Source organism: Pseudomonadota bacterium (assembly GCA_016711215.1).
In the GTDB taxonomy this organism is placed as follows: domain Bacteria; phylum Myxococcota_A; class Polyangia.
On sequence record JADJTL010000003.1, the window covers coordinates 626,628 to 647,642 of the forward strand.

The 21,015-nt window shown below is 70.7% G+C and carries 18 protein-coding genes; 4 read left to right on the plus strand and 14 right to left on the minus strand.

All coding sequences use genetic code 11. The annotated features are described in order from the left end of the window. Positions 1-36: 36 nt before the first annotated feature. The 9 genes from IPL40_11425 to IPL40_11465 all read right to left on the minus strand — a co-directional run bounded on the left by IPL40_11425 (position 37) and on the right by IPL40_11465 (position 10,443). On the minus strand, positions 37-1,239 hold the full coding sequence (locus IPL40_11425; protein ID MBK8481772.1) for a serine/threonine protein kinase: 1,203 nt from the start codon (positions 1,237-1,239) through the stop codon (positions 37-39). 73 nt (positions 1,240-1,312) lie between these two features. Next, complete coding sequence (locus IPL40_11430; protein ID MBK8481773.1) at positions 1,313-1,843, minus strand: PAS domain-containing protein; 531 nt, start codon at positions 1,841-1,843, stop codon at positions 1,313-1,315. Between the two features lie 145 nt (positions 1,844-1,988). Further along, a complete protein-coding gene (locus IPL40_11435) occupies positions 1,989-2,909 on the minus strand; it encodes a hypothetical protein (protein ID MBK8481774.1) in 921 nt (306 codons plus the stop codon). Then, complete coding sequence (locus IPL40_11440; protein MBK8481775.1) at positions 2,906-5,380, minus strand: hypothetical protein; 2,475 nt, start codon at positions 5,378-5,380, stop codon at positions 2,906-2,908. The genes IPL40_11435 and IPL40_11440 overlap by 4 nt, the downstream gene beginning before the upstream one ends. Continuing rightward, on the minus strand, positions 5,377-6,936 hold the full coding sequence (locus IPL40_11445; protein ID MBK8481776.1) for a SpoIIE family protein phosphatase: 1,560 nt from the start codon (positions 6,934-6,936) through the stop codon (positions 5,377-5,379). The genes IPL40_11440 and IPL40_11445 overlap by 4 nt, the downstream gene beginning before the upstream one ends. Positions 6,937-6,948: 12 nt before the next feature. Further along, entirely contained in the window at positions 6,949-8,415 is a 1,467-nt protein-coding gene (locus IPL40_11450; protein MBK8481777.1) for a transporter, read from the minus strand. A gap of 76 nt (positions 8,416-8,491) precedes the next feature. Then, entirely contained in the window at positions 8,492-9,325 is an 834-nt protein-coding gene (locus tag IPL40_11455; GenBank protein ID MBK8481778.1) for a hypothetical protein, read from the minus strand. A 21-nt stretch (positions 9,326-9,346) separates the two neighbouring features. Then, the gene (locus IPL40_11460) at positions 9,347-9,559 is read right to left on the minus strand and encodes a hypothetical protein (GenBank protein ID MBK8481779.1); all 213 of its coding nucleotides are present in this window, start codon (positions 9,557-9,559) and stop codon (positions 9,347-9,349) included. Further along, positions 9,553-10,443, minus strand: coding sequence for a hypothetical protein (locus tag IPL40_11465; GenBank protein MBK8481780.1), 891 nt, complete (start codon positions 10,441-10,443; stop codon positions 9,553-9,555). The genes IPL40_11460 and IPL40_11465 overlap by 7 nt, the downstream gene beginning before the upstream one ends. Positions 10,444-10,856: 413 nt before the next feature. Between IPL40_11465 and IPL40_11470 the strand changes: the two genes are divergently transcribed. After that, positions 10,857-12,542: a carboxylesterase family protein gene (locus IPL40_11470; protein ID MBK8481781.1), complete on the plus strand. Its 1,686-nt coding sequence runs from the start codon at positions 10,857-10,859 to the stop codon at positions 12,540-12,542. A 94-nt stretch (positions 12,543-12,636) separates the two neighbouring features. Here the strand turns inward: IPL40_11470 and IPL40_11475 are convergent, their stop codons facing one another. Next, positions 12,637-13,443: a hypothetical protein gene (locus IPL40_11475; GenBank protein ID MBK8481782.1), complete on the minus strand. Its 807-nt coding sequence runs from the start codon at positions 13,441-13,443 to the stop codon at positions 12,637-12,639. Between the two features lie 252 nt (positions 13,444-13,695). Here IPL40_11475 and IPL40_11480 point away from each other — a divergent pair, with 252 nt between their 5' ends. Next, entirely contained in the window at positions 13,696-14,709 is a 1,014-nt protein-coding gene (locus IPL40_11480) for a hypothetical protein (protein ID MBK8481783.1), read from the plus strand. An 82-nt stretch (positions 14,710-14,791) separates the two neighbouring features. Here the strand turns inward: IPL40_11480 and IPL40_11485 are convergent, their stop codons facing one another. Next, positions 14,792-15,328 (minus strand): hypothetical protein, encoded by a 537-nt coding sequence (locus tag IPL40_11485; protein MBK8481784.1) that lies wholly within the window; start codon positions 15,326-15,328, stop codon positions 14,792-14,794. A gap of 243 nt (positions 15,329-15,571) precedes the next feature. Here IPL40_11485 and IPL40_11490 point away from each other — a divergent pair, with 243 nt between their 5' ends. After that, entirely contained in the window at positions 15,572-16,759 is a 1,188-nt protein-coding gene (locus IPL40_11490) for a hypothetical protein (protein MBK8481785.1), read from the plus strand. On the opposite strand, the gene IPL40_11495 is transcribed toward IPL40_11490, so the two are convergent. Continuing rightward, positions 16,750-17,157 (minus strand): hypothetical protein, encoded by a 408-nt coding sequence (locus IPL40_11495; protein ID MBK8481786.1) that lies wholly within the window; start codon positions 17,155-17,157, stop codon positions 16,750-16,752. The two genes, IPL40_11490 and IPL40_11495, sit on opposite strands and share 10 nt — an antisense overlap. 181 nt (positions 17,158-17,338) lie before the next feature. Here IPL40_11495 and IPL40_11500 point away from each other — a divergent pair, with 181 nt between their 5' ends. Further along, the gene (locus IPL40_11500) at positions 17,339-19,555 is read left to right on the plus strand and encodes a sodium transporter (protein MBK8481787.1); all 2,217 of its coding nucleotides are present in this window, start codon (positions 17,339-17,341) and stop codon (positions 19,553-19,555) included. A gap of 18 nt (positions 19,556-19,573) precedes the next feature. Here the strand turns inward: IPL40_11500 and trxA are convergent, their stop codons facing one another. Next, entirely contained in the window at positions 19,574-19,972 is a 399-nt protein-coding gene (gene trxA / locus IPL40_11505; protein MBK8481788.1) for a thioredoxin, read from the minus strand. Between the two features lie 183 nt (positions 19,973-20,155). Next, complete coding sequence (locus tag IPL40_11510; protein MBK8481789.1) at positions 20,156-20,980, minus strand: TatD family hydrolase; 825 nt, start codon at positions 20,978-20,980, stop codon at positions 20,156-20,158. Between the last annotated feature and the right edge of the window lie 35 nt (positions 20,981-21,015).

Below are 21,015 nucleotides of genomic sequence, written 5' to 3' on the forward strand. Positions count from 1 at the left end.
GGCGCCCGCGCTGCGCCTCTGCCGCTAAGGGGCAGGTCATGCTCTGAAGAGCACGAAGACCAGCGCCGCAAGCACCACGACCACGGAGGCCACCACGAGCCCATACATCCACCACGCAGCCGCGCGCCGGCGTTGCCTTGGACCTCGATTCGGTTTGCCCTCGGCGCCATCGAGCGCCAGGACGAACTCACCGTAGTCCTCGTCGGGCGCCGTCCTGCGCGGCAGGACATCATACTCCTCGGTTGCCCTGCTGGCCGCGATCAGCGCCTCGTCTTGCTCCCACTCGGCATGAAAGAGCTCGCGCACGAGATCGCGTAGCTCGGTGTTGCTGAAGCGGTAGCGGGCCAACACCTGGCGCAGCGCCTCGGCCGCCTCACCCGCCGTTTGGAAGCGTTGTTCAGGGCTGCGCTCGAGCATGCGCAGCACGGCAGCATCGAGATCCTCCGGCACGCGCGGGTTGACCCTCGACGGGCTGGGCACCTCGGCCCGCCGCACGCGGTCCATCGTCTGGAAGTCGCTCGACCCCTTGAAGAGGCGCTCGCCGGTCAGCATCTCGTGCAGCGTGACGCCGACGGAAAAGATGTCGGAGCGGTGATCGAGCGGCAGGCCGCGGACCTGCTCCGGCGACATGTGACCGATCTTGCCCTTGATCGCGCCGATCTCGCTGCTCAGCGCGGTCGCCGCCTTGGCGATCCCGAAATCCAGCAGCTTGACCTTCCCCTCGAAGCCGATGCGGATATTCGACGGGTTGACATCGCGGTTGACGAGCTTGAGCGGCCGCCCGTCACCATCGCGCAGCCCGTGGGAGTACTCCAGCCCCTCGCAGACCTGGCTAACGATGTAGAGCGCGTGTGGCACGGGTAGCCGCCGCAGGTAGTGGCTATGGATGCGCGGAATCAGCTGCGAGAGGTCGATCCCCGAGATGTACTCCATGCAGATGAAGGGGATGCCGTGGACGCGGCCGATCTCGAAGGTCTTGACGATGCCGTCGTGGTGCAGCTGCATCGCCAGCTTGCCTTCGCGGATGAACATCTCGACGAAGGCCGGCCGCGCCGCCAGCGACTTGCGCATGCACTTGATGGCGAGCAGGCGACGCTGGCCCCTCGGCCGGGCGAGGAAGACCTCGGCCATACCGCCGCGACCGATGCGCCGCAGCAGGCGGTACTTGCCGAAGTTCGCCGGGGGCTCCGGGATAGCGCTGGCATCATCGTGCGCCAGGCTGTCGGCGCGCTCACTCACGCGTCAGCCCCACGCGGCGCGCCGGGGAGGCGCGGGCAGCGCGCGATGTTGGAGGTAGACGGCACCACGGTCATTAGCCGAAGAGGCTCGTCTTGGCCTTCAGCAGGGCCTGCTGCAGGCGGCCAACCTCACGGCTCAGTTCGAGCAGGCGGCCCGAGCGCTGGTGCAGCTTCTCCTTCAGCTCGGTCAGGCGGTTCTCGCTGACCTCGACCTGTCGCCGATACTTATTCTGCACCGCGGACTCATCAGTGACGTTGCGCTGAACCTCCATCGCACCGATCAGCTCACCCTGCGCGTTGCGAATCGGAATCGCGCTCAGGATGAAGCTCAGCTCGCCCTCCTGCCCCTCCACGGTCCCGCGGATCTCGTCCAGACGCACGGGGGCGGCGCTGGCCCAGCACTGCTGCGCGATGCAGCGCTCCTTGCAGATATTGAGCTTCAGGACTTCGTGGCACTTCCTCGACTTGAGCGTGCGCGCGCTAGCGCGCGGGAGCATCGAGTAGAAGGCACGGTTGAAGTCGACGATGTTGCGGTCGCGGTCGACGATGAAATAGCTGTCGGTCAGGACCTCGGCGAACTGCCGCAGCTCCGCTGGGATGTCCATCTTAGCCCCCTAGAACGCCGGCGGCAGGCCACGGGCGGAGTATCGGGAGGTGCAGAGCGCCACCACCAAGCGCGCCATCTTAGCAGAGATGACGCGAGCAAAAGGAAATCTCGGGAGCGCGGCTGGCGATCGCCGCAGTGCGGCTTCAGGGCAGCCAGAGCGCCTCGTCGAGCGGCTCCAGCGCGATGGCCAAGCGTCGTGGATCGACGACCGCGTCGGGCGCCAGGCGCAGCGGCACCACGGGCAACAACGCGAGGCTTCGCTGACGTCGACGGGCCGCGGCGGCCAGCGCGCGAAAGGCCTCGGTGCCCGTCGCTCGGAAGGTGCCGTAGTCGGCGGAGAGGGGCTCGGCGAACGCCAGCGCGGCCTGCCGAATCGACGCCACCTCGGTCGCCGAGAGCCCCGTCTCGAGCACCGCCAAGACCGGCGGGGGCAGCTCGACGGGGCCGATGGCGGCGCGCAGCCCTGGGGTGCTCGCCGGCGCCAGCGCCGCGGCCGCCCGGCCGATCCGCACGGCGGCCACCGCCGAGGCGACGTCGGGCGAGACGCGAACCTTGAAGTAGCTGCGGGGATCGAGTTGATCGGCGAAGAGCACGTAGCGCAGGAAGGCCCAGGTCAGCTGCCCCATCATCGGCACCTGCAGCACCTGGTGCTTGAGCCCCGCCAGGTCTGCGGTCGCGCTCATGATCGTCCAATCGCCTGCCCCCGCACGCCGCGGGAGAGCGGTGGCGATGACCTGCGCGCCGCGCACCCCCGAGGCCAGCTTCAGCGAACCGACGACCGCCACGCCGATGCGCCCCGCGCGCCAATCGCGGTCGAAGTCACCCAGCTGCTTGTAGGCGCGACCGACGGCCGGACGCTTCAGGGCCTGAGCGAGATGGGCGGCCAAGGCGGTGACATAGGCGTAACGTGCCGCGGAGCCGGCGAAGGCCACGTCGGGCGCGTAGAGCGCCACCGTCAGCGGCGTTGCCGCTGGCTGACCCCGCACCAGCGCGGGCCACGCCATCCAGCCGAGCGCGAGCGCGCACAGTCCAATCCGACGGCCCCGAGCAAGCGACGCTCTCATGGTTCCAGCACCTTTCGTACCCGCTCTTGCGCCTCGACGAGCTGGCGCAACCCAGGATAGACACCACCGCGGCGCAGGCATGATCGATAGAGCTGGTGCGCCCGCGACTGATCACCGGCGGCGCCACGCTCTTCGTAGAGCACGGCGAGATTGCAGTCGGCCAGGGGCAGCCGCGCCTGCAGGTTGCGCAAGGCGAGCTGGACCTGCTCCGGCGCCTTGCCCACCCCGTCGGCGAGCAGGCGGTTATGCTGCTGCGCCAGGGATGGCTCGCCCACCGCCAACGCGGCGCTCTGGGCGTAGGCCTGCCGCGCGACGGAAAAGCGGCCCGCGCGGAAGAGCGCGGCCCCGTATTGTTCATGTCCGCTCGCCGCGAGCTGAAGCAGGGCGCCTCGTTCCGGCTCGTTGACCTGGCGCGCCAGGCGCTCGAGACGTTGGGCGCCGCGCAGCTTCCGCGAGGGGGCCCCCGAAAGGTAGTCGAGGTAGGCGGCCATCAGGTTGGCGCCGATGCGCTCATAGCCGGGCCGCAACACCTGCGCCCAGCGCAAGCGCCCGAGCGCGTTCCCGCGCCGCCGACGGGCCTCGGGCTCCTCGAGCACCGCCACGACCGCCGCCACCCCTTGGGCGAGGGTGCGCTCGCTCTCTGGTAGCGCCGCGGCCAGGGCGATCGCCTGGCGGACATCGGCTGCCCGCGCCTTCGCCGCGACCCCGGCGGCGACCGCGCGTTGGAGGTAGGCACGCATGCTCTGGGCCGTGACGAAGCCGGTCAGCGCGGCCAAGCGCGCCGCGTCACCCGTGGCGCCGCGCAGCAGCTCGCGCGCGCGGTCGAATTGCGCGATGCACTCGTCGAAATGCCTGAGGCCGCAGTGCACCGCCGCCGTGTCGGCCAGCGCTCGCGCCAGCGCCGGTCCACCGAGGGGCCCGGCTGCAGCGACCGCGGCGTTGAGGCGTAGCAGCGCAGCCTCCGGACGCTTCATGGCGACCAGCACCCGCCCCGCCAAGCGGTTGGCATCAAGGTCCCCGGGCACGCGCTCGAGCACCCCCTCGAGCTGCAGCAACGCCGCCGCCGCCGCTCCGGTCTTGAGCTGCAACAGCGCCAGGTTGCGCGCGACGACGATCGCCGCGGGTTGAAGCCGCTGAGCGCGCTCGAGCGTGCTCAGGGCCAGCGGCAGCGCGCCCCTCGCGCGCGCGGCCTCGGCGACGCCGACGAGCAGCCGCACCAATTCCCGGCGCGCCGCGAGGTTCCCGGCCTCGGCGGCAATCACCGCCTCGAGGACCTGCTCCGCGCGCTCCGTCTCGCCAGCGGCGCCATAGGCGCGCCCACACTGGAGGCGCATCTCGACCGTGATCCCGCTGCGGCCAAGCAGGCGGTCGGCGTAGCCCTTGGCCTGCGGCACGAGCTTGGCGCCGGTCGCAGCCCGCAGCGCCAGGGCAAGCACCTCGTTGGGCGCGGTCGGCATACGGGCCTCTGCTTCGATCTCGCTCAGCGCCTCAGCGGGTTGCCCGCGGCGCAGAAAGAGCTTGGCGTTGCGCCGGTACATCGTCGCGGCGTCGCGCGCCGCCAACCGCCGATACGCGACCAGCGCCTGCTCGAAGCGCCCGAGCGCGGTCAGCGCGTCGCCCTCGAGCAGAATGCTCTCCCGATCTTTCGGCTGGGCCGCCAAGGCCTGCTGCGCCTGGACCAGGGCCAGCGCCGCCCTCCCATCACCGAGATAGGCCTGCCCCAGCATCAGGTGCAGCTCTGGACTCGGTGCGCGGGGCAGCAGTCGCTCGTAGCTGAAGGCGGCGGCGCGGAAGGCGCCTGCGCGGAGCTGGAGCTCGGCCTGCGCCTGCAGCGCCGGCAGGTACTGCGGCTGCGCCCGCAGCACCTCCGCCAGCTCGGCAGAGGCCGTCTGCCGCTCGCCGAGCCGCAGGTTGGCCAGCGCGCGTAGCACCCGAAACGAGTAGTCCTTGCCCTCGATCTTCGGCGGCCGAGCCGTCAGATAGGCGTCGACGGCAGCGCGCACACACGGATAGTCAGCCATGCGCAAGCAGCACTGGGCGGTGACCGCCTGCGTCGCGAAGCGTCCGCGCTGGCTCTCCACCACCGCGCTGAGGTCCGCGTAGGCCTCGCGCACGCGGTTGAGCTTGAAGAGGTGCAGCCCGCGCTGCGCCCGCAGGGCCTCACTTTGCGGATGCTGCCGCAGCCCCGCGTCGATCAGGGTTTGCCCGGCGAGGAAGCGGCGCTGCGCGAAGAGCAGCATCGAATAGCGCTCGAAGCCGATCTCCAGCGGCGCATAGGCCAACGCTCGGCGATAGAGCGCCTCCGCCGCGGGCAGGCGGCCCTCGGCGAGCTCCGCGTCGGCCTGCTCGACCAAATCCTGCGCCGCAGCGGCTGAGCTCGCGCGCCCCTGGGCGTGAGCGGAGGTGGTCAGCGCAACGACCGCGACCAGAGCGAAGAAGGACCCGAGATGGCGTGCTAGTGATGGTCTCAACTGAATTTCCCCACGACGACCGTCACGTCGTCCTGCGCGGCGGCGGTGCCGCAGAACTTGCTCGACTCCTGCACTGTCGCATCGCGAACCCGCTCCGCGGCTTCCGCGGCATGGTCGCGAATCACCGCACGAAAGCGCCGCTCGCCGTAGACGGCCCCGGCGGCGTTCTCACACTCGATGATCCCATCCGTGTACCAGACCAAGACGTCGTCGGGCGCGACCTGCACCCGCTCGACGGCGAAGTGCGCCTCCGCCAGATCGCCGAGCCGGTTGCCGCGCGAGACAAGGCCCTCGATCTGCCCACTTCCCGCGCGATAGAGCGCCGGGAAGTGGTGCCCCGCGTTGGCGAACTCGAGCGTATAGGTCCGCGGATCGAAGATCGTCACAAAGCAGGTCATCACGAACTGCCCGCGCGAGATGTCATGGATCGCGGCGTTCATCGCCAGCATCAGCTCGGTGAGGTCCGGGTTACCGGCGGACTGTCGGTTGACCGTGGACGCCGTCCCCTTGGCGACGGCGGTCACCATCGCCGAGGCTGCGCCGTGGCCGGTGACGTCGCCGATGATCACCATCAGGCGGCCGTGGGAGAGATCGTAGTAGGTCCACCAGTCGCCGGCGCAGCGCGTCGCTGGCTTGAAGTAGCCTGCCAGGTTGATGCCCTGCCGGCGGATCACCGGCGAGCTCGGGACCAAGGTCGCCTGTACGGCGCTCGCCAGCTCGAGCTCCTTCTCCATCGCCGCCTTATGCAGCGCCTCGTTCATCAGCACGCTGACCTGTTCGGCCATGAAGTTGAATCGGTCGGCCAGCAGCCCGATCTCATCCTGGCTGTTGACCAGCGCGCGCGCCTGCAGGTCGCCGCGCGCGATCTGATCGGCCTTGCGCGCGACCTCCCGCAGCGGCCGGCTTATTCGCATCCCCTGCAGGATCGTGAGGACGGCCCCCACCAGCACCGAAAGCAGTCCCATGCCGAGCGTCTTGGCCAACGTGGCCTTGAGCTCGAGCTGCTTGAGCTGCTGCGCCCGGTCCATTTCCGCCTGCAGCGGCGCGCGGCTCGACGCGAAGGCGACGTGGCCGAGGACCTTCCCCGTGTGGATGATCGGCGCGGTGAAGATCATGGCCTGCTGCCCGCGGATCGTCGCATCCGCGACGACGCGCGGCTCCCCGCCCTGCACCAGCGGCGCCACGCTGGCATCGGCGGGGTGGCCGACCTGGGCAGCGCGGCTGTCGGCGAGGACGTTGCCCGACGAATCGACGACCGTGGCGAGCAGCATCAGATCGTCGCGGCGGGCGACGTTTTCGATCGTCTCCTGCAGCGTGGTGTAGTCGCTCTGCACGATGGCGATGCGCGCCGTCTCCGCGAGAAAGAGCACCTGGGCCCGGCCCGAGCGGTCGAGCCACTCGGCGAGGCGCTGCTGGTGGCGACGCGCGGCATGGTCGATCAGGCGCCGCGACTGGCCGGCGGCGACCCAGCCGAAGGCGCTGACGACCAGCACCAGCAACAAGGTGCTGGTGACGATCAACCGCCCGGCGATACCCATGCGCGCGCGAATCGCCATCTCAACCTGACCTCAGAGCTGCGGCGCGAGGTCGGGACAGCCGTCGTCGTCCTGAAACCCGTTCTTGGTCTCTGCCTCGTCGGGGCAACGATCGCGCGCATCAGGCACGCCGTCGTCGTCGTTATCCAGATCGGGACAGCCGTCCTGGTCGAGCACACCATCGCGGTCCTCGGCTTCGTCGGGGCAACGGTCCAGAAGGTCCGGAATCTGATCGCCGTCATTATCGAGGTCGGGACAGCCATCGTCGTCGCGGAAGCCGTCGATGTCCTCGGCCTCGTTCTCGCAACGATCGCGCACGTCGCCGACGCCGTCGCCGTCGTTATCGAAGTCGGGGCAGCCGTCGTCGTCGCTGACGCCATCGACGTCCTCTGCCTGCAACGGACATTGGTCGCGCTCGTCGGGAATGCCATCGTGGTCGCGGTCGTACTCCTGACTGCTCGCCGAGATCCAGCTCAGACCCGCCAGCACGCGGAGATCGGCGCGACGCTCGGCCCCGGTCAGGCCGGCGCCGGCGCCCACCACGAGCTTGAGGCTGCGGCTCGGCCGCAGCGACAGCCCCCCGAGCAGCTCACTGACCATCGTCCCCGGGGCCACCGCCCGCCGGCTGGTGACGATCTCGCAGGGCAGCCCCGCCGCGGCACCCGCGGGGCAACCGGTCGCCGGCGGGTAGATGATGCTGCGCGTCTGAACGCTGTAGGCGGCGCTGGAAAGGGGCAGCGCACCCAGCAGCTCGACGCCGAGGCCGACGCGCCAGTGGGGGAAGAAGAAGAGCGAGGCGCCATAGCTCAGCTCGTCGTCGACGCCGAGCAGCGGCACGGCCCCCTCGGCGTCGTCCGGATTGTCCCAGAGGACGAGCCGCCGCTCCGGCCGCCAGTGATAGCCGAGATTGAGCGAGGCGACCCACCCGTCCAGACGAGCCGTGGCGAGCAGCCGCGGCTCCAGCGTGGCCTTGCCCTCGCCGGCAAAGACCTCCTCATCGCCGAAGGGGACGCTGCCCTGCAACGCGATGGCGAGGGCGAGGGTGTCGCTTTGCCACAGGCGAGCGCGCAGACCCAGACGCACGTCGAGCGGGGAGACGCGCGAGGCCGGGACATTGGTGATCGGATCGCTGGCCCGCAGGAGGCCGAGACCACCGCTCGCGCCACCGGCGATACCATGACGCATCAGCGGCAAATCGAGGCCCAGCTCCAACCAGCGCGTCAGGCCGAACTGTGCCTGCAGGTGCGAGATCATCGCCCAATCCAGCACCCCGCGCCGGCACCCGCCCGCGGGGCAGTCGGCCTGGGGAAAGCGCAGGTGCAGCGGCTTGCTCTCGAAGTCGGCCAGCACGCGGGTACCGAGGCGCCACTTCAGCGCGGACTGCGCGACGTCCACGCCGAACATCGCGCCGGTATAGAGGCCAGGTCGGAAGAAGTGGGCGTCGACCGCGCGCGACTGGCCAGAGGCCGCGGTCGTGCTCAACAAGACAGCCGCAAGCATGGCGATGGATAGGTTCGTTGCGCGCAGGTGCATCACGAGTTCTGCCGCTCAGCCGCGCCCGGCGATTGGGTGCCCATCAGAAATACGACTCCTCGTCGAGACGCTCATAGACTCCGAAGGTCGCTGAAATCTCGGGCCGTCGTTCATTGGCTGCCGCTACGTTGAGCAGACCGCGAGCGATCGCCTGGGCCGAGCCGGCGACGACGATCAGCCCCGAGGGCGCGCTCGGCTTGCGCTCGACCGGCCCGTCTTCGATGGTCAGCGTCAAGCCGTCCAGATCATAGAGCGCCACCGGGAAGCGAATGACGGCGCCACCGACGATCGAGGCCCCGCCACCGATGGGCGGTCCCTGGACCTGGCCGAAGTAGGTGCCCGCGTGCGGCTGCGAGAGCTCGCGGAAGTTGCCCAGGTAGAGCGAGGGCAGCAGCGTCACACCGTCGCTCGCGAAGCGCTCAGCGCTGTAGCTCGTAATCACGTTGACCGCGCTGGCCTGCTGGATCCGGTCCTTGATCCGCAGCTGCTCGCTCTCCGGGAGGGCGTCGAAGGCCCCGGGACCCGCCATCCGAAAGACCTTGGCGTCGGGCAAGCGCGCGCCCTGTCGCTCGAGCTCGAGCTGCTCGTCGAAGAGCGTGGCCGGCTGGACGGTGAAGTGCGTCAGTTGGACCACCGAGGTGCGCGCGATCGTGCCCCAGAGCTCGTAGTGGTGCACGAGCCGTCCGGCTGCCGGACTGCCATCGGCGGGGCAAGCCTGCCAGCCCTCGGGTGCCGTCAGCGCGAGGATCCGCATCATCTCGCAGGGCGAGCGGATGCCGACGAGGTCCATGTGAACGTAGGTGCCCTGGAAGGGCTCGATGCAGCCGCCCGCCCCCGGTGCGACCGCGAGCAGGCAGAGCAGCAGCAATCGTCGCATGCTTCGCAACCTCCGCCTGCTTCAGCAGCCCTGCCCGGCAAAGGGCACGAAGAACAACGCCCCCGGTGCACTGCCGGTGAGCGTGTCGGTGAAGGTGCAGCCAGACTTGATCCCGCCGTAGTTGCCGAGGCCTGGAGGGGTGGCGACGGCGATCCCGGAGCCCGTCGTCGCCGTGGCAGCGGCGTCGATGGCGCCTCCGTCCGCGCTGAGGTAGCGCACGACGGGCTTCACCACGTGGGGCCGGTCCAGCTCGCTGGTAGGTTGCCGCTCTGGGTCGGGACCACGCCCTCGATGCCGGCGCCGCTGCTCTCCGAGCGATACCACAGGGCCATCGAGCCGGCGGTCAGCAGATCGCTGACGCCCCAGGCGTCGGTGGTCGCCTGGTTCACGGCCAGCACCTCGGCGGTGGTCACGTTGGTGTCGGCGCGACCGAAGATGGCCACGGCCGCCTGAATCAGCGTGGTCGCCGCACCGCCAGCCTTCGCGCGCACGCCAGCGGCGAAGACCGGCGCCACGAGGGGCAGATTAATCTGCGGAATCGTGAAGCAGCCGTTCTCGTCGTCGATCGCTGCGGTGGCGATTGGCGGGCTGCCGGGTTGGGTAAGAAACTGGACCGGATCGTAGAGCGCGACCTCGACCCCGCTCGCGGGGCTCAGCGGCGTAGCCTCCTTGGCACCCTTGGCCAGCAGGCTGGTGAACTCGAGCACCCGACCGGCCACGCAGATCGTCGACCCGGCAGCGGCGGGGCACTTATTCGCGCAGAGGCCGGCGGGGCCGCCGGTGCCGACGCACTTGCCGTCCTGGAAGGTCGTCGTCGCCGCGTCGCAGTAGTTCTTCACCCAATCGTCATCCGGACGACACTCGATGCCGACGACCTTGAAGCCGGGCCCGCAGGTCACCTGCGCCTCGGCAGGGCGGCATTCGTCGCCCACCGCGATCGTGCCGCTCGTGCACTCCCTGCCGCTGCAGCCCGCGCTGGCGAGGGCAAGCGCGAGGAGCGCAAGGAGCGCAAGGGCCGCGAGCCAGGTCCGCGGCAGCGAGGGCATCGAGCGCTCGGAGGCCATGGCGCCTTGCAACACCTGCGTCGGACAGCCCGCTGTCGATTTCCCTTTGCTCATGGCTCTCCCATCCGTTGCATCCGCCTACGTTGCATCCGCGCGCTCGGCGGCATTCCCATCAAGGCACCCTGCCATCAAGGCACCCTGCGACGGCGCGAGCACGTTGACGCCGCGCGTCGCCCGGCGTCACCCGCCCTTGGAGACAGCCCTTCTGCCGAAAGGGCGTTGCCCGTGCGCAGAGGGGTCCACGAGCACCCGTCGGCGTACTTTCTTTTGCCCGCGGAGAAAAATCAACGCAATCGTTGATCCCTGATTGATCCTTGGCCGCGGGTGCATCGGGTGTCGACCGATCGGCAGCTTGCGCAGGCGCCGGCGCGGCCGCAGACTCGGCGCGGATCGTGGCCTCGCGGGGCCGGCCCAGCGACATCGAGCGATACGACATCGAGCGATACGACATCGAGGGACGGGGGGGAATGATGCTGCGTCGCCTGGACCGCAGATCACGGGGCCGAGGCGGCTCGGCCGCGACCCGAGGGGCGCGAGGGCCTCGGACCCTGCCGCTCGCGCTGCTCACGCTGCTGCTGGCACCCGCCTGCTCGGGCAGCGCAGCGCCGGCGACGCCCCCCGATGCGGACAGGGCGCGCGACGCGGGCGGCGACCGCAGCGCGACGACCGCGATGGCCTTGACGGGCAGCGGACCGCTCCGGGGCAGCGTGGTCGGCGGCAGCCGGGTCTTCCTCGGCATCCCCTTCGCCGCTCCACCCAGCGGTGAACGCCGCTGGGCGCCGCCGGAGCCGCCCGCCCCGTGGACCGAGCCACGGGACGCCAGACGCCTGGGCGCCTCCTGCCTGCAAACCGTCCTCCCGTCCGATCGCCTTCCCGGGCCCTTCAGCGAGGACTGCCTGACGCTCAACGTCTGGGCGCCGAACCCGCAGCCGGCGCTCCCCGCGCCCGTCATGGTCTGGATCCACGGCGGCGGCTTCTTCTCCGGCGGCAGCGCTTCGCCCTTTCTCGACGGCCAGCGCCTCGCCGAGCGGGGCGGCGCGGTGGTGGTCTCCTTCAACTATCGCCTCGGCCAACTCGGCTTTCTCGCGCACCCGAGCCTGCCCGCCCCCGGGGCCAACTGGGGCCTGCTCGACCAGCAGGCGGCGCTGCGCTGGGTCCGCGACAACATCGCGGCCTTTGGCGGCGACCCGACACGCATCACGATCTTCGGCGCCTCTGCCGGCGGCGATGCCGTCTGCCTCCAGACCTTCATGCCCTCGAGCCGCGGCCTCTTTCAGCGGATCATCATCCAGAGCGGCGCTTGCATCCACCCAGGCGCGGGCGGCGACGGCGACTACGACCTGGCGACGGGAAGGGCGCAGGCCGATGCGCTGGTGGCCGCGCTCGGCTGCGACGCGGCGAGCGACGTCCTCGGCTGCCTGCGCGCACGTCCCGGCGCGCAGGTGATGCAAGCGCTGCCCACCGAGGTTTCGACCGTGGTGGTGCCGGGACGGCGCTGGGGGCCGGTCGTCGATGGCAGCGCGCTCCCCGCGTCGCCCACCGACGCCGCTCGGTCCGCGGACCTCGGCGCGCTTACAGCGATCGTCGGCAGCAACGGCGACGAGGGCACCATCTTCGCGCTCCTGGCGGGCTATTGGGGCGCCAACGCGGCGAGCTACACGGAGGTCGTCGAGCGGCGCGTGGGGAGCGAGAACGCGGCGGCGGTCCTGGCGCGCTACCCCGCCGAGGCGTTCCAGGCGCCGCGCGACGCGATCAGCACCCTGGTGGGCGATGCGGTGTTCGTCTGCGGCGTGCGGCGAACGGCCCGAGCGCTGGTGGCCGCGGGCGCCACAGTCTACGGCTACGCCTTCATGCGCGCCCCCGACGACGTGAGGCTCGTGACGCTCCCGCTCGGCGCCTATCACGGGGCGGAGGTCTTCTTCCTCTTCGACCGTCCGGAGGGCTATGGCACCTTCACGGCCGGCGAGCGCGCGTTGGCCGAGCAAATGGCCGGGTATTGGACGCGCTTTGCGCGCGACGGCGCGCCTGGGGGTGACCAGCCAGCGTGGCCGCGCTTCACCGCGGCCGGCGACGAGCTGCTCCGACTCGACCTCGAGCCGACGACAATCAGCGCCTGGAAGCGGGCGGAGTGCGATTTCTGGGACAGCCTGTGACGCTGGAGCCAATGACGCTGGGGCGACTCGCTCGCTGCAGCGACCCGAGCCCGGAAGCGCTGACGCCCGCGCCCGCGCGGCGGTCGGCGACGCGCTATCGCTTCTCCGGCTGGAGGCAACAGAACGCGGCCCCGCGCGGCTCGCTGGCCGCTGCCGGCAGCCAGTAGGCCTCCGTCTGGCCGGCTGCGAGGCTCGGCAGCATCGTGGCGCATGCGGCCCCGCTGACGAAGCCGACGCTCTTGGCCGCGCTCCGGTAGGCCTTGGTGTTGCTGTCCTTAGCGTCGTCGTCCTTGCCGTTGGTGCGGCAGTTGCGCGCCAGCGCGACCGCCGTGCCGAGCTCCGCGTCGCCGCAATGGGGGCAGGCGCCCTGGACCAGGAAGGCGTAGGGTCGCGCTGAGAGATCGTAGATGCAGCCGCCGATCCAGGCCCCGATCACCGGCGGCCGCCGCGCCGCGAAGCGCTGGGCGTACGCCAGTGGCGCGCAGAGCTGCCAGCCGCGCCCCTCGTTGCAGAGCGACGCGGCGTGGCACTGATCGACCTCGCGCGCGGCGCCGCTGACCCGACAGGCGACCATCGTCTCGTCGATTGGGCGCGCGGCGAGACCGACACGGCAGCCGCTGCCGCCCGCTGAGGCATCACCACCGGCGTCGACGACGGCCCAGCCGTCCGCCGTCGCGATGACGCCTGCGTCGCTGGCCAAAGCACCGTCCTGCGCTCGCGTCGGCGCGGCGTCGACGGTCGAAGCCGTGTAGGGCAGGACGAGGTGACACGCTGCGGCCAGCAGCGCGCTCGCGACCACGCCGCCAGCCAGGAGCGCGCGCAGTCCGGCGCGGACGCGCCGCTCCGCCGCCTGGCCGGCAGGCCCTACCAGCGAATGGCTCCCGTGCTCGTGATCCAGCATTCGACCTTCACCAATAAGCAAGTAAGGATATCGCAATATACGATACATTAAAACAATAACTTAGTTTACAGCGGCGCGCTTGATCGGCTAAGAGATCGGCGCTCGCACGGCTGACCGTCGCGCCAGGGCCGACGAGCCGAGCGGCCAGGGCCCGGCACAGGGCCCGGCACAACGCGGCATAACGCGGCACAGGGCCCGGCGCAACGCGGTCGACCCGCGCGTGCGGCATCAATCGACGAGAGGAGGGCTGTCATGCAGAGCAGTTTTGACCAAATCGGGGCCATGAACCGTGGCGAGGCCGACACCGGCGCGGAGGTTGGCCGCGAGACGCCAAGAAATCACCGGCATCCTCGAGGTCGGGGCGGTCGCTCGAGGCGCGCCGCCCTGCTCGGCCTGCTGGCAGGCACGGCTTGGGCCGGCGCCGCCAACGCCGCGGAGCCTCAACCGCGCTACGTACCGAACGCGCCGGTGGTCGTTGCCGCGCTGACCACCAGCGGCTGGGAGGGCGAGCTCTCGCTCGGCTCCTCGGTCGCGCTCTCGCAGAGCAGTAATGTCGTCGGTCGCATCGACGGTACCTCGTTCGCGGTCGGCCTCAAGGTCAATGGCGCGCTCGATTGGACGCGCGATGTGCACGAGTGGCGTAACGGCCTGACCCTCGGCGAGACCTTCACGCGCACGCCGGCCGTCGACCAGTTCGTCAAGACCAACGACCAGCTCTTGCTCGAGAGCATCTACCTCTACCACCCGCGCCGCCTGCCCTGGCTCGGCCCCTTCGCGCGCTTCAAGCTGACCACGGCGCTCTTCCCCGGCGAGGACGTGCGCGCCGCCCCGGTGACCTACACCGGCGCGCTATCCCGCACGGCGGATACGCTGCGACTGACGGACGCCCTGACGCCGACCACGCTCCAAGAGACGGTCGGAGCCTTCGGCAAGCCGCTGGATCGCAAGGACCTCTCCCTCGAGCTCAAGGCCGGCTTCGAAGCGCGCCAAATGATCGCCGACGGACAGCTGGCGATCGCGGACGATGCGGCGACGCCCGAGATCGAGGTCGTGGCGCTGAAGCACGTCGTCCAGGGGGGCCCCTCCGTCGGGCTGATCGGCAAGGGCGCGACGGCGGAGGGTCGCGTGATTTACGGCGGGCTGGCCGAGGCGATGGTCCCGGCGATCAACAACCAGGCCGCCACCGACCAGCGGAACGCCCTCGAGCTGACCAACGTCAACCTCGAGCTCAACCTCTCCTTCAAGCTGGTGAGCTGGGCCTCGTAGAACAACCTCTTGCTCTCCTTCACCTACGCCCTGGTCGAGCGCCCGGCCCCAGCGCCCAAGCCCGCCTCCTGAGCCTCAGCCCTCACTGAAAGCGGGCCAGTCCGCCGAGGTCGGAAGCCGACCAGGCGCGGCGGAACTCCACGCGCCCCGTCATGCCTGAGATGCCGCTCATCCGCTCGGCCGTCAGCTCGCGCTGACGCAGCGTGCGATAGCCGTTGCTCGACGCTGAGGCTCCCCGCAGGGGCTCGGGCTCGGCCAGGGGATCGAGTACGTGGCCGCGGTAGCAGTTGACGGCCACGGCGCCGTCCAAGGGCGCGGGCTGCGGCGCCTCGGGACAGGGACGGCCGAGGCGGCGCGCCTCCGCCGCCGCCAGGCGACTGGCGTGCAGCTCGGCCGCCAGTCGACCGTCGTCCGGCGGCATCGAGAGCTCATAGAGCGAATAGCCGCCCGCCGTGGGCGCGGCCGCGGGCTGCCCCAGGCCTCCGGTGGCACAGCCGAAGCTGCCACCGAAGAGGCCCAGCACCAGAAGACTGAGAGCGGCGCGGGTCGTGGCCTCGAGCGCCCTCGGGCCCGTGGGCTCGTGGGGGGAAGGCCGTGGGGCGCGCTTCAGACATCGCATCGACTCAAGCTCCTCGGGAACACCGGCTCCCATCGCGTCCGGAACCTTGCCCGGCGCGCGTGACAGGTGCCGGCGGCACGAAGTGACTTCTTTGTGACATCGTATGAGTACCCGACGTGGCCGCGGCCCGGCGACGTGGCGCGTCCGGGCCTGCCGCCGGCCGCGCTGCTGCCCGCCTTCGGTCCATGGTATGAGCGGCAGCCGAGAGCGGGCGGCCTGGCCCGCCGCGGAGGGGAGCGGCGCGTGTTCAAGCAGCGGCAGAACAAGCCCCCGCGCGCGCTGATGGGCGCCAGGTCGACCGTCGCTACCCTCGACGCGCGCATCGATCCGGCGGATGCGGCGGTCGAGCTCGACGGCGGGACGGGCCTGCGCCTCGACGCGCGAGGGCGCTGGTGCTCGCTGCGCACGCACGGTCAGCTCTTTCGCCGGACGCTCGCCGGCGAGGTCGTGACCTATCTCCAGCCCAGACCCTCCCCCAGCCCGGTCAGCGATCCCGCCGGCTGCCACGAAGCGGCGCGCCGCCTCGCGGCCGCGCTCCACCGCCGCATCAGCGACGGCGAGGGGCCCCTGCGGCTCTCGGGCGCGCAACCCGACCGCGCCGAGCTGCTGGCCCGCCTCGCCCGCGCCGAGCGCTGGTCGGCGGCAGAGCACGCGCGCGAAGCGCAGCGCTTCACGGCCACCTACCCCGAGCCCGTGGAGATCCTCCCGCCCGATCGCACGATGGATGTCGTCGCCCTGCCAGCGATCGGCTGCCCCAATGCGGGCTGCACCTTCTGCGCGTTCTATCGTGCCCGGCGCTTTCGCCCGCAGACGCCCCAGGCCTTCGCGGCGCACCTCGAGGCCGTCCGCGAGCTGCTCGGACCCTTGCTCGCGCTGCGCAGCGGCGTGTTTCTCGGCTCGGCGAGCGCCCTCAGCCTCTCGCAGCCACGACTGCTCGCGGCGCTGGCCGCCTGCGCTGCCCAGCTCGGCGAGCGGCGCCGCGGCGTCGCCGCGTTCTGGGATCCGGACCACGCCCCGGCGCGCAATCCGAGCGACTGGCAGGCGCTCCACGGCGCTGGCCTTCGGGCGGTCTATCTGGGGCTGGAGACGGGACTGGCGCCCCTACGTGCCGCGCTCGGCAAGTCGCCGGACCTCGACGGCCTGCTCAGCGCCGTCGCCGCCCAACGCCGCGCCCCGCTGCGCACCGGGGTAATCGTGCTCGCCGGTGCCGGCGGCGCGACCTCAGTCACCGCGCATGCCGAGGCTACCGCCACGATGATCGCGCGCATGGACCTGGGAGCGCGCGACCTCGTCTTCGTCTCGCCGCTGCGCGACGCCCTGCCGGCGGATCAGCTGGTGCAGGCGGCCCACGCCCTGCGCCAAGCGATCGCCGCGCGCTCCGCCGCGCAGGTGGCGCCTTACGCAATGGACGCCTTTCGCTACTACAGCTGAGTGTTGAGCAGCAGCTTGACCCCCTGCACGGTGCGGTCGGCGACGCGACTGACCAGCTCGACCTGTTGGCTGTAGGCGTAGACCTGGGCTTGCCAGACCAGCAGCTCGCGCGCGCCGAGGTCCTCACCGCGCAGCGCACGTCGCATCATCCCATCGAGCTCGCGTCGGCGCGTGTCGACATCGCGCACCAGCCCCGCCCAGGGTGAATCGCCGGGCGGCGCAACGGCCGGGCCTCCTGCGCCAGCGGCAGGGGCCGCTGAGCGGCCGCCCGCCTCGGCGGCGAGCATCAGCGCGCGAAACGACTGCCCCGTAGAGCCACCGGCTTTGGCTGTGGCGTGTGAGGCGGCTGCAGGCGTGCCGCTCAAGGGCGAGCCACGACGAACGAGTGGGTCTAGCATGGCGTGCGAACTCCTGGGGCTGCGCCAACCGCGACCTGCGGCGGCGAGTGGCCCGGCCTTATCGGCAACCGCCGGCCAGCAGTTGCGCGACCGCCCTGCTAGAGAGGCGGCGAGGAATCGACCGCGACCATGCTATCTGTGGGGCTCAGCGCCGCTTCGCAACCACCGTGGAGGCCGACCGATGGAAACGGAACCCGTTTCAGCCGCAGCACCGCGCCGACCCGCGCCGACGCAGTACGGCACCTTCGCTGGGGTGTTTACACCGACCGTCCTGACGATTCTCGGCGTGATCATGTACCTGCGCCTGCCCTGGGTGGTCGGCAACGCGGGGCTGCTCGGTGGCCTCTTGATCATGGCGCTCGCCCTCGGCATCACCGCCGCGACCGGGCTCTCGCTCTCGTCGATCGCCACGAACACCCGCCTGGGCGCCGGGGGTCCCTATGCCATCATCACCAAATCGCTCGGGATCGAGATCGGCGGCAGCGTCGGCGTGCCGCTCTACCTCTCCCAGGCCCTTGCGGTGGCGATGTATGTCTTCGGCTTCCGCGAGGGCTGGCTCTCGATCTTCCCCACTCATCCGGCGTTGCTCGTCGACCTGGCCACCTTCGGCGTCGTCTTCGCGATCGCGTATCTGAGCGCCGGGCTGGCGTTCAAGGTGCAGTACGTCGTGATGGTCGTGATCGTCGTCTCCCTGGTGGCGGTCTTCGGAAACCTCGAGGTCTGGCGATCGAGCCTCGCGCCGACCTGGTGGGGCAGCTTCCGCGGTTCGCCGGAGAAGGGCTTCTCGGGGACGAGCTTCTGGGTCGTCTTCTCGGTCTTCTTTCCCGCGGCGACCGGGATCATGGCCGGCGCCAACATGAGCGGCGAGCTGAAGAACCCGCGCCGGAGCATCCCTCTCGGAACGCTGACCGCGATCAGCGTCTCTGCGCTGGTCTATGTCGTGCTGGCCGTCTGGGCCTCGCGCGCCGGCACGCCCGCGGAGCTCACGGCTAACTACACCTTCATGGTCGACCGGTCGCTCTACCGACCCGCCGTGCTCGCTGGCCTACTCGGCGCCACCTTCTCTTCCGCGCTCTCCTCGCTGGTGGGCGCGCCGCGCATCCTGCTGGCGCTGGCGCGCGACGGCTTGATCCCTGGCGGCGGCGGGCTGGCGCGGGTCACGGCCAAGGGGGAGCCGCGCCGCGCGATGTTGCTCTCCGGGGGGATCGTCCTCGCCGCGCTGCTGCTGCGCGACCTCAACGTGATCGCGCCGCTGATCTCGATGTTCTTCCTCATCGCCTACGCGGTGATCAACGTCGTGATGCTGGTCGAATCGAGCCTCGGTCTGGTCAGCTTTCGCCCCACCTTGCGCCTGCCGGTCTGGGTGCCGCTGCTGGGCACCTTGGGCTGCCTCTTCGCGATGTTCATCGTCAACCCGTCCTTCTCCTTGATCGCCTGGGGCATGGTCGGCGCGCTCTACTTCTGGATCATGCAGCGGCGCATCCCCGGCAGCCGCGAGGATGTCCGCAGCGGCATCTTCGTCGCCTTCGCCGAGTGGGCGGCCTCGAAGTGCACGGAGCTGGGGATCGAAACCGCCCGGGCGTGGAAGCCGGGCTTCCTCGTGCCGGTCGTCGATGGCGCCGAGGTGCGCGGCGAGTTCTCGTTGGTGGTGCACATGACCAAGCCGGCCGGCAGCGCCAAGCTGCTCGGCATCGCCGATCTGACGACCCTCGCCGACCTCACGCCGCGGGTCGAGGGCCTCGGCCGCGCCCTACGCCAACGCGGCGTCTTCTCGACCTGGAGCGTGATCGACTCGACCGACTACGTGACGGGGATCATCACCGGACTGCAGGCGCTGAAGAGCGCCTTCTTCCGGCCGAACGTGCTCCTGCTCAACCTCCCCGAGGAGGCCGAGCGGCGCACGCAGAGCGAACGCGTCGTCCGCGAGGCGAAGCGGCTGAAGGTCGGCGTCGCGCTGCTCGGCATGCACCCGCGCGCAGGGCTGGGGCGCGAGACGGTCGTCAATGTTTGGCTGCGGGCCCCGGACGCCGGTGACACGATCGAAGCGGCGCTGGCCAAGGGCAACATGCACCTGGGGATCTTGCTCGCCTACCGCCTCGCCCGCGCCTGGCGGGCCGAGCTGAACCTGATCTCCGTCGTTGCGGCCGAGGGCGATCGCGTCCGCGTCGAGGCCTACGTCGAAGAGCTGCGCGACGTCTGCAGGATCCCGGCGGCGGCCCGCACGCTGGTCTTCCTCGGCACGCTGGAGGAAGGGCTCGCGCGCGCGCCTCAATCGGATATGGACGTGTTCGGCATGCCGCACGATCTCGACCTGGCCTTCGCCGCGCGGATGGTCGCGGCGACGCGCTCGAGCTGCTTGTTCACGATCGATTCGGGGCGCGAGAGCGCCCTCGCCTGAGGCGCGCGCAGCCGGCGGCTAGTGCTTGGCGCCGCAGCCGCACTCATGCTCATGGCCCTGCTCGTGCTTGGCCACCTCGGCCCGCACCTCCTTCATGTCGACGCCCTCGATCTGCTTGATCAGATCATCGAGCGCCGCCGCCGGCACGGCGCCAGCCTGCATGAAGAGGAGAATCTGCTCACGAAAGACCGCCAGGGTCGGGATCGAGCGAATCTCGAACTCGCCGGCGAGCTCCTGCTGCGCCTCAGTGTCGACCTTGGCGAAGGTGATGTGGGGATACTTCTCCGACGCCGCCTCGAAGATCGGGGCGAAGGAGCGGCAGGGCCCGCACCATCCGGCCCAGAAGTCGATCAGGGTGATGTCCTTGCTGGCCAGCGTTGCCTCGAAGTTCTCTGCCGTCAGTTCCACGGTCGCCATTGCCCTCACTCCTCGTTATCCTGCGCCAGGTGTTTCATCCTGCGCCAGGTGTTCTCGCCCCAGTTGCCGTTGGTCTTCGAAAGGGGCCGTCGAAAAGGATCTTCGAAGAGGGTCTTCGAAAATCGCGGCGCACCATAGTACGCGCGCCGAGCGAGGGCCAGTGGCCACTCGCTGATCGGCGCCTCAGCCGAGGCCGAGTCCGATGACGGGGCCGGGCGACCCGGCGACGGCCGGCGGCGGCGGCAGCCGGAACAAGCGCCGGGCGTTGGCAGCGGTCGTCGTCGCCAGCGCCTCGAGCGGGACCGCGCGGAGCTGCGCCAGGCGCGCCAGCACCTGGACGAGGTCCGCCGGCTCGCAGCGTTGGCCGCGCCGCGGCACGGGGGCCAGATAGGGGCTGTCGGTCTCGACCAAGAGGCGTTCGGCCGGCACGAGGCAGGCGGCCGCCCGCAGCGCCTCAGCCTTGGGGAAGGTGACGATGCCGTTGAAGGCGATCGACCAGCCGAGGGCCAGGTAGCGCTCGACCTCGGCCGGTCCCCCGGTGAAGCTATGGATCACGCCGCTGACCCGCGGGAAGGCCTCCAGCGCGCCAGCCATCGCGGCGTGAGCCTCCCTGACGTGAATGACGACGGGCAACCCGAGCGCCTCGGCCAGCCCGAGCTGCGCCGCGAGCTGCTCCGCCTGGACCCGCCGCGGCGCCAAATCGTAGTGAAAGTCGAGCCCGACCTCGCCGAGCGCGACGAAGCCACCTTCGGCGAGCAGGGCGCCAAGCTCCGCCAATCCGGCCGCGAACTGGCCGCCGAGCGCATGGGCGGAAAAGGGGTCGAGCCCGGCGCTGCAGTAGATCAGGTCCGGCGCGGCGCGGGCGAGCGCGCGCGCGGCGCGGGCGTCGGCGCAGCCCGTGCCGATCGTCACGCAGGCGCTCAGTCCTGCCTGGCGCGCGCGCGCCAGCGCGGCGTCGCGGTCGGCGGCGAAGCGCGGATCGGTCAGGTGGCAATGGCTGTCGATCATCCGGGGGGCGCGATCCTCGGCCCGGTGACGCTAGC

What these genes read in the sequence shown, in the direction of transcription:
- IPL40_11435 (MBK8481774.1), bottom strand. Translation starts at nt 2,909, where the DNA reads ATGAGAGCGTCGCTTGCTCGGGGCCGTCGGATTGGACTGTGCGCGCTC.
- IPL40_11480 (MBK8481783.1), top strand. Translation starts at nt 13,696, where the DNA reads ATGCAGAGCAGTTTTGACCAAATCGGGGCCATGAACCGTGGCGAGGCC.
- IPL40_11445 (MBK8481776.1), bottom strand. Translation starts at nt 6,936, where the DNA reads ATGGCGATTCGCGCGCGCATGGGTATCGCCGGGCGGTTGATCGTCACC.
- IPL40_11485 (MBK8481784.1), bottom strand. Translation starts at nt 15,328, where the DNA reads ATGCGATGTCTGAAGCGCGCCCCACGGCCTTCCCCCCACGAGCCCACG.
- IPL40_11500 (MBK8481787.1), top strand. Translation starts at nt 17,339, where the DNA reads ATGGAAACGGAACCCGTTTCAGCCGCAGCACCGCGCCGACCCGCGCCG.
- IPL40_11495 (MBK8481786.1), bottom strand. Translation starts at nt 17,157, where the DNA reads ATGCTAGACCCACTCGTTCGTCGTGGCTCGCCCTTGAGCGGCACGCCT.
- IPL40_11430 (MBK8481773.1), bottom strand. Translation starts at nt 1,843, where the DNA reads ATGGACATCCCAGCGGAGCTGCGGCAGTTCGCCGAGGTCCTGACCGAC.
- IPL40_11450 (MBK8481777.1), bottom strand. Translation starts at nt 8,415, where the DNA reads ATGCTTGCGGCTGTCTTGTTGAGCACGACCGCGGCCTCTGGCCAGTCG.
- IPL40_11470 (MBK8481781.1), top strand. Translation starts at nt 10,857, where the DNA reads ATGATGCTGCGTCGCCTGGACCGCAGATCACGGGGCCGAGGCGGCTCG.
- IPL40_11475 (MBK8481782.1), bottom strand. Translation starts at nt 13,443, where the DNA reads ATGCTGGATCACGAGCACGGGAGCCATTCGCTGGTAGGGCCTGCCGGC.
- trxA (MBK8481788.1), bottom strand. Translation starts at nt 19,972, where the DNA reads ATGGCGACCGTGGAACTGACGGCAGAGAACTTCGAGGCAACGCTGGCC.
- IPL40_11465 (MBK8481780.1), bottom strand. Translation starts at nt 10,443, where the DNA reads ATGAGCAAAGGGAAATCGACAGCGGGCTGTCCGACGCAGGTGTTGCAA.
- IPL40_11510 (MBK8481789.1), bottom strand. Translation starts at nt 20,980, where the DNA reads ATGATCGACAGCCATTGCCACCTGACCGATCCGCGCTTCGCCGCCGAC.
- IPL40_11455 (MBK8481778.1), bottom strand. Translation starts at nt 9,325, where the DNA reads ATGCGACGATTGCTGCTGCTCTGCCTGCTCGCGGTCGCACCGGGGGCG.